The following is a 12,524-nucleotide window of genomic DNA, read 5'->3' as shown; positions in this document are numbered from 1 at the left end:
GTGAGCGACAGCCCGGAGAGACCTTCCCGCCGCCCCGGCCCGCTCCCCCCGCGGGACCCCGCCGACGGGCCGGGCAGGCCGGCGGCCCCGTTCCGGGCCCCGCCGCTGGACGTCGCGGCGGAGAGCGGCGCGACCGCCACCGGCCCGTCGCCCAGGCGGCGGTGGCTGCGCCGGACCGCGCTCGCGGTCTCCGTGCTGGTGCTGGCCGCGGCGGGCGCCGGCTGGCTGCTGTACAACAAGCTGGACGGGAACATCCGCGCCGACACCGACACCCGTAACGAACTGGAGAAGTACGAGGCGGAGCGGCCGAAGGCGACGCCCGGCGGCGCGCAGAACGTGCTGCTGATCGGTTCCGACAACCGGGCCGGGCAAAACAACGGCAAGTACGGCGAGGACAACGGCACCCAGCGTTCGGACACCACGATCCTGTTGCACGCCTCGGCGGACCGCAGAAGTGCGACGGCGGTCAGCATCCCCCGGGATCTGATGGTGCGGATTCCCGGTTGCAAGCGTTCCGACGGAAAGCAATCACCGCCGCAATTCACTCAGTTCAACTGGGCGTTCGAGTTCGCGGGCGCGGCCTGCACGATCCGTACGGTCGAGAAGATGACCGGCATTCGCGTCGATCACCACATGATCGTGGACTTCGCCGGCTTCAAGAAAATGGTGGACGCGGTGGACGGCGTCGACGTGTGCCTGGAACGGCCCGTCAATGACGACGAGGCGCGGCTGCGGCTGCCCGCCGGGTGGCAGACGCTGCGCGGCGAGGACGCGCTCGGCTACGTCAGGGCCCGCAAGACCCTCGGCGACGGCAGCGACACCATGCGCATGGAGCGCCAACAGCAGTTTTTGGCGGCGCTGGTGAACAAGGTCCAGAGCAATGGCGTACTGCTCAATCCCGGCAGGCTCTATCCGCTGCTGGACGCGGCGACGAGTTCGCTCACCACCGACGAGGACCTGGCGTCGCTGCGCGGTCTGTACGAATGGGTGCGCGGCATGCGCAGCATTCCGACCGAGAAGGTGCAGTTCCTGACCGTTCCGCGACAGGAGTACCGGTACGACGCGGACCGCGACGAGCTCGTCCAGCCGGACGCCGACCAGCTCTTCCGGCAGCTGGGCAGGGACCGCCCGGTGACCGTGCGGCCCACCTCCGCCACGCGCCCGCCCTCCCCCGCCGTCTCCGCCCCGTCCGGCGGCCCGGAACGCGACGCGACCGGAACACCGGAACCCGGCCCGGTGCGGCAGCCGCGTAGGGATTCCGCAAATGACGCGTCGGACGGACCGCCTTCTCCGTCCGCGACGCCTACGTTCCGGGGGACCACCGCAGAACGCGGGATCTGCCGATAAAAGCTCTGCAAAGGTACGCTCGGCTGCTCGAAAGTTGTCGAAAGGATGGGGTGAATTGCCCAGTTGTAGGGAAGTGGAATGTGTCACGGGCGTCGCTCGACGCTGAACTTGGCGGATAGTGTGAGCGATCCGGTCCGCACGACCAGGCTGACCGCGCATTGCACAACCGACCGACCGAGCGCCTTGAGGGGGAGGCGCCGCGTGGCACCGACGGAGGACACAAGGCACCGTGGACGCGCAAGGCCGTGGGCGAGCGGACGACATCGACCCCGCTGATCAGTGGGTGTTGAATCCGAACACCGGCAATTACGAGTTGCGGCTGAACCCCGGCGACGCGCCGGCATCCCAGCCGGCCGGCCGCGGGGCTCCCGCGCCCAGACGCGGCACCGGTGCGTCCCGACCCGGGTCGGTACGGGACGCGGGCCCAGGCGGCGGCACGGGGCAAAACGGTTCTGGACGCGGCGCAGCCGCCCGGAAGGACAGCGACACCCGCGAGCTGCCCGCCCAGCGTGACCGGCGTGCCGGGAACCGGTCGGCGCCGCCCGGCGGCACGTCCAACCGCCGCAAGCGGAAGCCGAGGAAGTCCGCCAAGAAGAAGGCGCTCTACTGGACGTCCGGCACGCTCGGCTTCGTCCTCGTCGCGGGCTGTGGTGGCGCGTTCTACCTGTACCAGCAGCTCAACGGGAACATCTCCAAGGTCGACGTCGGCAAGGAGAACCCGGCGGTCAAGGACGGCCCGGTCAACATCCTCGTCATCGGCACGGACGCCCGCTCCGGCAAGGGCAACCAGGGCTACGGCGACGCGGGCAGCGTCGGCCACGCCGACACCACGCTCCTGATGCACATCTCCAAGGACCGCTCCAACGCGACGGCCCTGAGCATCCCGCGCGACATGATCACCGACATTCCGGACTGCCCGACCAACAAGGACGGCACGACCAAGACCATCCCGGGCGAGCGCAACGTCCGTTTCAACACCAGCCTGGGCCAGGAGGACCGCGACCCCGGCTGCACGTGGCGCACCGTCGAGAAGATGACCGGCCTGTCCATAGACCACTTCATGATGGCCGACTTCAACGCCGTCAAGGAGCTGTCGGAGGCGGTGGACGGCGTCGAGGTGTGCGCCGCCAAGCCGATCAACGACCCGAAGTCCCACCTGCACCTGCCGGCGGGCAAGAGCGTCGTCAAGGGCGAGCAGGCGCTGGCGTTCGTCCGTACCCGGCACTCCGTCGGCACCGGCAGCGACCTCAGCCGCATCCAGCTCCAGCAGCAGTTCCTCGGCTCGATGATCCGCAAGATGAAGTCCGGCGACACCCTCACCAGCGTCCCCAAGCTCTACGACCTGGCCCAGGCCGCCACCAAGGCGCTGACCGTGGACACCGGCATCGGCAGCGCGGGCAAGCTGGTGGACCTCGCCAAGGACCTCAGCCGGGTCGACATCAAAAACATCACTTTCGCCACAGTGCCCGTCCTGGACAACCCGAAGGACCGTGCGACCGTCGTACTGGACGAGGCGAAGGCCGGACCGCTGTTCCAGATGATCCGCGCCGACCACTCGCTGTCCAAGACGAAGGAGAAGAAGAGCAAGGGCACGTCGGACGACACGAAGGTTCCCCAGGCACCGGCCGACAAGGTCCGGGTCGATGTCACCAACGGCGGTGGGCCGTTCGGTGCCGCGCAGGAAACAGTGGACTGGCTGCAGAACACCAAGGCCGCGAAGCTGTCGACGAACGCGGGCAACGCCCCGACGAAGCTGGCCGCGACCCGGCTGGAGTACGCGCCGAACCAGGCCGACCAGGCAGCCACCCTGGCCGCCTGGATGGGCCTGCCCAAGAGCGCACTGAAGAAGACCACGGCGGACGCGGGACCCAAGGTCCCGATGAAGCTGATCCTGGGCAAGGACTTCGAGGGACCGGGCAAGTCGATCGAGGCGCCGACGAAGACGCCGGACGGCGTGCAGAACGTCAACGCCGACGACCAGAACATCTGCGCCAAGTAGCCGCTCCCCGGCCGGGTGACCCGGCCGGGCCCGCGGCTGCACGGGGCAACCGGACCATTCAAGCGAGCCCCGGCCGCCGTGACGGCGCCGATTGACGGGGGAGAAGCCCAATGCGGCAGAGCAGTGTGCGTGGCGACGGGCCACGCCGGCGCCGTCCCGATGCCAGAGAACTGGGCTGGGACGACAGCCTGTACGAGGAGAAGGAGGCGGAGGCGGACGGCGCCGGCCGCCCGGACGAGGCGGGCCGTACGGTCCCCGCGCAGTCCGCTGACGGCGGCGCGCCCGGCGCCCCCGGCATCACCGGCACACCGGTGGCCGGCGGCACCACACCGCCCGTGATCAGCGGCGGCGTCGCGGGGCCGCCCGTGATCACCGGTGGCGTCGCGGGCCCGCCCGCGGCCGGCGGCGCGGCCGGTACGGCCCCGGCGGCGGCCACCGCCACGAGCGCCCCCGCCCCCGGCGCCCGGTCGACCGCGTCCGAGGCGGACTCCCCCGGCGGTTCCCCGGCCGACCCCGCCCCCGAAGCCAAGGGCACCCGCCGCGCCGGCAAGCCGCGCAGCACGACCCGCCGTGTGCTGCGCTGGAGCGCGATATCCCTGGCCGTGCTGATAGTCGGTACGGCCGGCGCCGGATACTGGTACTACGAGCACCTCAACGGCAACCTCCGCAAGGACGCCCTGGACCTGGGCTCCGGCGGCCTGCAGAAGCCCGAGCCCAACGCCTTCGGACAGACTCCGCTGAACATCCTGCTGCTCGGCTCGGACGGCCGGAACAGCGAGAAGAACATCGAGCTGGGCGGCGCCCGCCAGGACGCGGACCGCAAGCCGCTGGCCGACGTGCAGATGCTGCTGCACGTCTCCGCCGACCGCAGCAACATGTCGGTCATCTCGATCCCCCGCGACACCCGCGTGCCGATCCCCGAATGCAAGGATCCGGACGACGGCAAGGTCTACCCGCAGTCCACCGCGGCCATCAACACCTCGCTCCAGCACGGCGGCCCCGGCTGCACCGTCGCCACCTGGAAGGAGCTGACCGGCATCTACATCGACCACTTCATGATGGTCGACTTCTCCGGCGTGGTGGACATGGCGGACGCCATCGGCGGCGTCCCCGTGTGTGTGGACAAAAACGTTTACTCGCATGACAAGAAGGGCCACGGCAGCGGCCTGAAGCTCACCGCGGGCACCCACTCGGTCAAGGGCGTCCAGGCCCTCCAGTGGCTGCGCACCCGCTACGGCTTCGAGGACAACACCGACATCGGCCGGGCCAAGGCCCAGCACATGTACATGAACTCGATGGTCCGCGAGCTGAAGGCGGGCACCAAGCTCACCGACCCGATGAAGCTGCGCGACCTGGCCGAGGCCGCCACCAAGGCACTGACCGTGGACGAGGGCCTGGGCAGCGTCAAGAAGCTGTACGACCTGGGCGGCGATCTCCAGCGGGTGCCGACCGAGCGCATCACCATGGTCACCATGCCGTGGCAGTACGCGGCGGGCGGCGAGTACGTGGTGCCCAAGCCCGGCGACGCCGAGCAGACCTTCTCCCTCGTGCGCAACGACACCGCGCTGGACGGCAAGGACAAAAAGAAGAAGCCGGCGCCCGACCCGAAGCCCTCCACAGCCAAGGACAAACTGGACGTCGTAGTCCAGAACGGCACCAACAGCACGGTCCAGGGCCCGGTCTCCGGCCGTGCGAACGTACTCCAGAACCACCTGGCCTCCCTCGGCTACAGCGGCGCCGCCACGGATGCGCGCCTCACCACCCAGGCCGACACCACGATCACCTACCCGGGCAAGGAGCAGCGCGGTGACGCCCTCGCGCTGGCCAAGGCGCTCGGCCTGCCCAAGGAGGCGGTCAAGGAGTCGCGTTCGACCACCCGTCTGCGGCTGGTCGTCGGCAACGACTGGCGCAAGGGGACGTCGTACCCGAAGCCGCCGGCCGGCGAGAAGGAGGCCGACAAGGCCCCGGAGAGCGCCGACGCCCTCAACGGCGAGGACAAGAAGGCGTGCATGAAGGTGAATCCCGCCTACACCTTCTGATCCGGCCGTTCCCGGGCCTGGGCGGGCGCCGCCGGGCCCGGGGCCAGCGTGCAGTGCACGCCGTGCGGCCCGGCCGGGGCGGTGGCGTACGCCGTGGTCCGCACCTCGTCGTCGACGCGCCGGTGCAGCGAGGCGGTGAAGGGCGACGCGGGGGCGAGCGCGTCCAGCAGCGCGTGGGCGCGCCGGTGGAGGTCCGCGAGGAAGCGCTGGTAGGAGGCCAGGGTGCCCGGGTCGAGCAGCATGGCGGCCAATTGCCGGCGGCTGGCGTCGGAGTCGGCGGACCGGCCGAGGAGTTCCACGGCGCGCTGCCTGGTCGCCGCGGGGGCGGAGTGCAGCAGCCGGACCAGGAGGTAGGTGGCGGTCCGGTTGCCGAGGTCCTCGTTGCCGCCCGAGCGCAGGTCGTCCTCGTCGTTGCGGAACTGCGCGAGCATGCCGAGGGCCTGGCCGAACTCCCCCCAGGAGGTGACCCTGCGGTCGCCCGCGCCGTCCGCGCCGAGCGCGAGCCGGGCCGCCATCGTGGCGGCCATGGCGTAGACCGAGCCGCTCTTGTGCCGGTAGACCGTCAGGACTTCCTCGGGGCTCGTCCCCGTCGGCGAGCCGAGGATGTCGCCGATCTGCCCGTCACAGGCGGCGGTCCAGCCGTCGAGGTAGTCGGCGGTCAGGCGCTCGCGCAGCGGCGCGGCCGCCGGCAGTGCGGCCAGGGCCCGCAGCGGCAGGGCGTAACCGCACTCCAGGGCCGCCGTCATGACGGCGCCCGGGTCTATTCCGTACAGGCGGGTGCCGCGATCGCCGTCGGTCACGTCGTCGAAGGCGTTGGCGGCCCGCCACCACAGGGCGTGCACCGCGGCCACCGGTACGGCCGGCGCGGGGTCGCCGTCGACGGCGGCGTGGACGAGGAAGGGCAGCGCGCACTCGTGGGGTGTCCGCCTGCCATCGGCGATGAGCCGTTCGAGCATGGTCCGCAGGTGGGCGTACCGGGGCCGGTACGCGTCCAGGAGTCCGCCGAGGTACTCCCGTACCTGCGGGAAGAGGTCGGCGATCCGGGCTTCGAGGGCCGGCTGCACGGTGGTGGGGTGGGCGGACAAACGCTTCTCCGTACGGTCGGGGTGGAAACGTACTCGGTCACATCGGCAGGTCCCGCGGCTCCGGTGCGCCGAGGCGGTCCTCGGTACGGGCGGCGGGCCCGGCGGCCCGGGGCAGGCCGCAGGCGAGGACACCGGCGGCCGCCGACGTCATGGTCAGCGCGGCGGTGGTGACGGCGAAGGCGCCGACGACGTCGGCCGAGGCCCGCACCTGCGCGAAGAAGACGAAACCGAAGACGCAGACGCCGAGCGCGGCGCCGAGTTGCTGGGCGGTGGAGACCACGCCGGACGCCGCGCCCGCGATGTCGTCCGGCACGGCGCGCAGGGTGACGGACAGGGCCGGGGTGACGCACAGTCCCAGCGCGGCGCCGACGGCGCACACCGTGCCGAGCAGCCGGCCGGTGTCCTCGCCGAGGGCGCTCACGGCACAGGCCGCGTAGCCCGCGGTCGCGGCGAAGGCGGCCAGGCAGAGCAGCCGGGGCTCCGCGCCGCGCCCGAGCCGTGGCGCGAGCAGCGAACCGGCCGCGAAGGCGACCGCGGCCGGCACCATGCCCGCTCCGGTGTCCAGCGGGGACCAGCGCAGGCCCGTCTGGAGCAGCAGGCCGAGCATCAGGACGAACGCGCTGAGCCCGCAGTTGACCAGGACGATCACCACGATGCCGCGGCGGAACCCGTCGAGCCTCAGGAGCGCGGGCGGTACGAGCGGGGAGCCGCCCCTGGCGTCCAACGCGCGCTCGTGGCGCAGGAAGCAGGCCGCGACCGGTACGGAGGCGACCAGGCAGGCCGGGCCCCACCACACCATGCCGCCGGTGCCGCTCGCCACCAGCGGGACGACGAACAGCCCGAGCGCGGCCGCCGCGAGGCCCGCTCCCGGCAGGTCGGCGCGCACCGGCCCGCGGGGGACGGCCGTCCGGTGCCCGCCCGCCGCCCAGGGCAGGACCGTCAGCGCCAGGACGCCCACCGGTACGTTGACGAGGAAGACGGCGCGCCACCCGAGCCCGAGGGTGTCCGCCGACAGCAGCCAGCCGCCGAGCAGCTGCCCGCCGATCGCGCCGAGGCCCATCACCGCGCCGATCGCGGCGTACGCCCTGCGCTGCGCCCGGCCGGTGAACAGGGTCCGGGCGGCGCGGTACACCTGCGGCACCATGAGCGCCGTGCCCGCCCCCTGGACCAGCCGTGCCACGACCAGGAAGGCGGTCGAGGGCGCCGCGCCGCAGGCGACCGAGGCGGCGGTGAAGACGGCCAGGCCGACGCCGAAGACGCGCAGGGAGCCCAGCGCGTCGCCGAGTCGGCCGCCGACGGCGAGGCCGAGCGCGTAGACCAACTGGTAGCCGGCGAGGACCAGTTGCTGCTGCCCGCCGTCCGCCCCCAGGTCCGCTTCGAGCGCGGGCATCGCCACCACCACGATGAAGACGTCGAGGTTGGCGAGGAACGTGCCGCACAACAGGACAACCAGCGCCGCCCATGGACGCACGGCGACACCTCCACCCGATCGGCGAGCACGCAAAGTATGCGATACGTAACGCATCGTAACCACAATGGGCGGGCCGTGCCCAGCCCGCCCGAACCACGGAGACGGAAGGGTCGGATGTGACGCCGGTGGGTGGCGGCGGATACGCGAACGGGCGCCCCGGTGAGGCGCCCGTTCCCTGCTCGTCCGCGTCCGCGCCTATTCGGCGGCGACCGGCTCCGCCGCCGTCACCGCCGGGCGGCGGCTGGCGATGACCTTCTTGGCCAGCGACCGCGGGCTGGTCAGGAAGCCCCAGCCCCAGGACATGTGCATGGTCGCCAGCGCGACCGGGATCTGGGCCCTGGCCTTCAGCGGCAGCCCCTTGCCCGCCGGGGCCGAGCCCGCCACGATGGCGGCCAGGTAGCCGGCCGGGACGACGAAGCCCCACGGCGTGACGAAGGCGCCGACCACGGCGCCCGCCGCGATGGCGCACACGGCGGTCGGCGGCGCCAGGTAGCGCGCGTTGATCGAACCGGCGTGGTAGCGGGCCACGACGTGCCGCCAGCGGCCGTAGTCCTTGTACTGCTTCGCGAGCGCGCGGACGCTGGGCCGCGGCCGGTACCGCACCTTCAGCTCGGGCGAGAACCAGATCTGCCCGCCCGCCTCGCGGATGCGGAAGTTCAGCTCCCAGTCCTGGGCGCGGATGAACTCCTCGTTGTAGCCGCCCTGCCGCTCCAGCGCCTCGCGCCGGAAGACGCCCAGGTAGACCGTTTCGGCCGGGCCGGCCTGGCCGCCCGTGTGGAACGCCGCGTTACCGACGCCGATCTTGGAGGTCATCGCGGCGGCCACCGCGTCCTCCCAGGCGTTCTCGCCCTCGGCGTGCATGATGCCGCCGACGTTCTGCGCGCCGGTCTCCTCCAGGAGGCGGACGGCGGTCGCGATGTAGTTCGGCGAGAGCATGCCGTGGCCGTCGACGCGCACCACGACCGGGTGGCGGGACGCCTTGATCGCCGCGTTCAGGGCGGCCGGGGTGCGGCCCGTGGGGTTCGGCACGGTGAGCACGCGGGCGCGCTCGTTCCCGGCGTTCTCGGCGACCAGCTCGGCGGCGATCTCGTCCGTACGGTCGGTCGAGGGCCCGAGCGCGATCACCACTTCCATCTCACCGGCGTACTCCTGCTCCAGGATGTGCTGGACCGAGCTGCGCAGATGACGTTCCTCATTGAGCACCGGCATGATCACGGAGACGGCCGGGAGCTGCTGCGGGGGCGTGGCGTTCATCGCGGTCACGTTACCGCGTATGGGGGATCGGGGCCGACGGCAGCCGGGTGGCCCTGGGGCCGGTGCCCGGCGTGTGGTGCTTTACAGCCGATCGTATGGGCCTACGGTGACCCGGCCTGCACGTACCGTTCCCGGCCTCCCTGTCCCTGCTTCGTCCCGACCCGTAGACGACCCGTCCCGTTCCGATCCGTTCCGTAGACGACCCGTTCCCGTACGGAGCCGCCCCGCCCCTTGCCCCCACCCCGTCCGCCCGGCCCACCGCGGAGGTGTCCCCCTTGCCCGCAGCGCACCGCTCACCCCGCCCGCCCGCCCGTCACCGGCGCCCGGACGGGCGGCCCCGCTGGGGGCTGCGCATCACCGCGGGCGCCTCGCTCCTCCTGCTGGCCGCGGGCGGTATCGGGCACGCCATGGTCACCGGCGTCGAGGACGGCATCGCCCGGGTGGACGCCTTCGAGGGCATGGGCAACCGGCCGGACAACAGCGGCGGCGACGGCATGAACTTCCTGGTGGTCGGCACCGACGGCCGGGACAAGCTCTCCCCGCAGGAGAAACGCAGGTACCGGCTGGGCGGGGAGCCGTGCCACTGCACCGACACGATCATGGTGGTGCACCTGTCCGCCGGCCGGGACCGCGCCAGCGTGGTCAGCCTGCCGCGCGACTCGTACGCCGTCACGCCCCCGCACACCGACGCGAACACCGGCCGGAAACACCACGGCCACCCCGTGAAGCTGAACGCCGCGTACGCCGAGGGCGGGCCGAACCTGACCATCCGGACCGTCGAACGCATGACCGGGGTGCACATCGACCACTACCTGGAGGTCGACTTCACCAGCTTCATGAAGACGGTGGACGCGGTCGGCGGCGTGCAGGTCTGCACGACCCGCCCCCTCAAGGACAGCTACACCGGCCTGGACCTGCCCGCCGGACGGACCCAGCTCAGCGGCGGCCAGGCCCTCCAGTACGTCCGCGCCCGGCACCTGGACAGCGCCTCCGACCTCGGGCGGATGCAGCGCCAGCAGCGCTTCCTCGCCGCCCTCATGCACAAGATCACCAGTTCCGGCGCCCTGCTGCACCCGGTCAAGCTCAAGGACATCACCGACGCGCTCCTGGAGTCCGTACGGGCCGACGAGGGCTTCGGCGCCGACGAGATGGTCGACCTCGGGCAGGCGCTGCGCGGCTTCAACCCGTCGTCGTCCGAGTTCGCCTCCGTACCGCTGGGCGACATCGACTTCGAGGTGCCCAACGTGGGCTCGACCGTGAAGTGGAACGAGGCCAAGGCGCAGAAGCTCTTCCGGGCGCTGCGCGAGGACCGGCCGCTGGCCGTGCGCCGGGCCGGCCGGCAGCGCGCGGCGGTCGTGGACGTACCACCGGCCACGATCCGGGTGCAGGTCGACAACGGCGCCGGCCGGATGGGCCTGGGCCGCGCGGTCGACAAGGCCCTGCGCGCCACCGGCTTCGACACCACCGGCACCGCCGGCAACGCCCCCGCCCGCGTACGGCGGACCGTGATCGCCTACGACCCGCGCTGGAACCGCTCGGTCCGCTCACTCGCCGCCGCCCTGCCCGGCGCCGCCCTCCGCCAGGTCCCCGGCCAGGGCGCGGTGCTGCGCGTCACCGTCGGCAAGGACTTCACATCCGTGCACAAGGTCCGCTCCGACGACCCCACCCAGCCGTCGGGCTCGGACGAGTTCGCCACCCTGACCGGCGACGAGGCGGCCTGCCCGGGACGACCGCGCTCGGAGTGAACCGTGTTGTGCCGGGCGCTGTGTACTGAGTACATTCACCGCCCATGGGCGAAAAACGCGCACTACTCACCGACCGGTGGTTCATCGACCAGGTCACCGCCGTCACCCAGCAGTTTCTCCGCTCCCTGCCCGACCGCGGCGCATCGGACACACCCGGCCCCTCCCGCACGAACGCCGGGCCCGACGCCCTGACCGCCCGCGCCGCGCGCCTCTCCGCCGAGCGCGCCCGGCTGGAAGAGGAGGAAGCGGCCCTCCAGGCCGACGTCGAACGCCTCAACCACGCACATCTGCCGCACCCCGGGCCGCCGTCGCCCCGGCCCGTCCCGGCCGCCGGCCCGGGCCTCGACGCGGAGACCCTCACCCTCGCCGAGGCGGGCCGTATCCGCCGCGCGTACAAGATCACCGAGGCCGCGCTGCCACGGCTCGTACTGGAAGCGGCCGAGGACGGCCGGGACGCCTCCGCGATCGCCCGCGACCTCGCGGTCACCCCGTCGTACGTCTACCGCATCCTGCGGGAACGGGTCCGCTACACCTGGCGTGTCGACGTGCTCACGGACAAGACGTGGGCGGAGCGCGGCACCGGCCACGCCGTCGTCGATCGCGCCCTGGGCAGCAAGGCCGCCCTGGCGGAGAAGGTTCTCGCCGAGACCGCCGCGCCGCACCCCGCCCGCGTCCTCGTCTGGGAGGGGCGCCGGACGGCCGACGAGGACGCGGCGCACACCCTCACCCGGCCCGAGCCGGGACCGTGACCGGAGCGCTCGTCGGCGGGGGCCGCTACTCCGCGATGCCGTCGGCGACCCGCTGGGCGCGCAGTTCCTTGATCGCGCGGCGGCGGGCCAGGCGGTGGGTGCGGCGGATCTGGGCCTCCTGGTAGCGGCGCTTGTCGCGCTCGGTCTCCGGGACGACCGGCGGTACGGGGCGCGGCTTGCCCTCCTCGTCCACCGCCGCGAAGACGAGGTAGGCCGAGCCGACCTGGGTGGCGGGCGTGGACTCGTTCCAGCGCTCGGCCATGACGCGCACGCCGATCTCCATGGAGGAGCGGCCGGTCCAGTTGCACTGGGCGCGTACGTGGACGAGGTCGCCCACCTTCACCGGCTCCAGGAACGCCATCTCGTCCATGGAGGCGGTGACCGCGGGCCCGCCGGAGTGGCGTCCGGCCACCGCGCCCGCCGCGTCGTCGACGAGTTTCATGATCACGCCACCGTGCACGGTGCCCAGCAGATTGGTGTCCCCCGCCGTCATGATGTGGCTGAGGGTGGTGCGCGACGCCGAGGTGGGCTTGCCCGGAAGGTCGCCCTCCGGGCCGGTGGTGACGAGATCGGTCATGCGCCCACCTTATGCGCGGGTCGCACGCCCCTCCCTGGCACCCGCCCCCACGCCCCCCGCACTCCTGGCCGTGTCACCACACCTCCGTGCGCGCCCCAATGCGCCTTTTCCTCCCTGACCAGCGGCAACGTGCCGGAATCAACACCTCCGCACGGATTCCGCAAGCGACGCCCCGCGTCACTTTGCATCAGCTCTGCAACAGCGGCGGCCCGATCTCGTACCCGGCCTGTATGACAGGCCCGTACTACAGGCAGACTT

9 protein-coding genes are annotated in these 12,524 nt (G+C 72.3%); 5 read left to right on the top strand and 4 right to left on the bottom strand.

Going from position 1 to position 12,524, the window contains the following annotated elements:
* From ACH4K4_RS24225 to ACH4K4_RS24215, 3 genes are all read left to right on the top strand, one after another.
* Nucleotides 1-1,347: an LCP family protein gene (locus ACH4K4_RS24225; protein ID WP_398169964.1), complete on the top strand. Its 1,347-nt coding sequence runs from the start codon at nt 1-3 to the stop codon at nt 1,345-1,347.
* Nucleotides 1,348-1,576: 229 nt separating this feature from the next.
* Nucleotides 1,577-3,346 carry an LCP family protein gene (locus ACH4K4_RS24220; RefSeq protein WP_398169963.1) on the top strand — a complete coding sequence of 590 codons (1,770 nt, stop codon included), beginning with the start codon at nt 1,577-1,579 and terminating at the stop codon, nt 3,344-3,346.
* A gap of 110 nt (nt 3,347-3,456) precedes the next feature.
* Nucleotides 3,457-5,385, top strand: a complete 1,929-nt coding sequence (locus tag ACH4K4_RS24215) for an LCP family protein (protein WP_398169962.1) — start codon at nt 3,457-3,459, stop codon at nt 5,383-5,385.
* Here the strand turns inward: ACH4K4_RS24215 and ACH4K4_RS24210 are convergent.
* The 3 genes from ACH4K4_RS24210 to ACH4K4_RS24200 form a co-directional block, all read right to left on the bottom strand.
* Nucleotides 5,373-6,470 carry a hypothetical protein gene (locus tag ACH4K4_RS24210; protein WP_398169961.1) on the bottom strand — a complete coding sequence of 366 codons (1,098 nt, stop codon included), beginning with the start codon at nt 6,468-6,470 and terminating at the stop codon, nt 5,373-5,375. The genes ACH4K4_RS24215 and ACH4K4_RS24210 overlap by 13 nt on opposite strands.
* A 37-nt stretch (nt 6,471-6,507) precedes the next feature.
* A complete protein-coding gene (locus ACH4K4_RS24205) occupies nt 6,508-7,941 on the bottom strand; it encodes an MFS transporter (RefSeq protein WP_398169959.1) in 1,434 nt (477 codons plus the stop codon).
* A 195-nt stretch (nt 7,942-8,136) separates the two neighbouring features.
* A complete protein-coding gene (locus ACH4K4_RS24200) occupies nt 8,137-9,195 on the bottom strand; it encodes a glycosyltransferase family 2 protein (protein ID WP_398169957.1) in 1,059 nt (352 codons plus the stop codon).
* Between the two features lie 275 nt (nt 9,196-9,470).
* On the opposite strand from ACH4K4_RS24200, the gene ACH4K4_RS24195 reads away from it, so the two are divergent.
* Nucleotides 9,471-10,940 (top strand): LCP family protein, encoded by a 1,470-nt coding sequence (locus ACH4K4_RS24195; RefSeq protein WP_398169956.1) that lies wholly within the window; start codon nt 9,471-9,473, stop codon nt 10,938-10,940.
* Nucleotides 10,941-10,984: 44 nt separating this feature from the next.
* Nucleotides 10,985-11,689 (top strand): hypothetical protein, encoded by a 705-nt coding sequence (locus tag ACH4K4_RS24190; RefSeq protein WP_398169955.1) that lies wholly within the window; start codon nt 10,985-10,987, stop codon nt 11,687-11,689.
* A gap of 25 nt (nt 11,690-11,714) precedes the next feature.
* On the opposite strand, the gene ACH4K4_RS24185 is transcribed toward ACH4K4_RS24190, so the two are convergent.
* Entirely contained in the window at nt 11,715-12,266 is a 552-nt protein-coding gene (locus ACH4K4_RS24185) for an acyl-CoA thioesterase (protein ID WP_398169953.1), read from the bottom strand.
* Between the last annotated feature and the right edge of the window lie 258 nt (nt 12,267-12,524).

The sequence above is a fragment of the Streptomyces sp. NPDC017529 genome (assembly GCF_044329785.1).
Classification (GTDB): domain Bacteria; phylum Actinomycetota; class Actinomycetes; order Streptomycetales; family Streptomycetaceae; genus Streptomyces.
The sequence above is the reverse complement of the archived record's forward strand: the minus strand, read 5'-3'. Positions and strand labels throughout refer to the sequence as shown.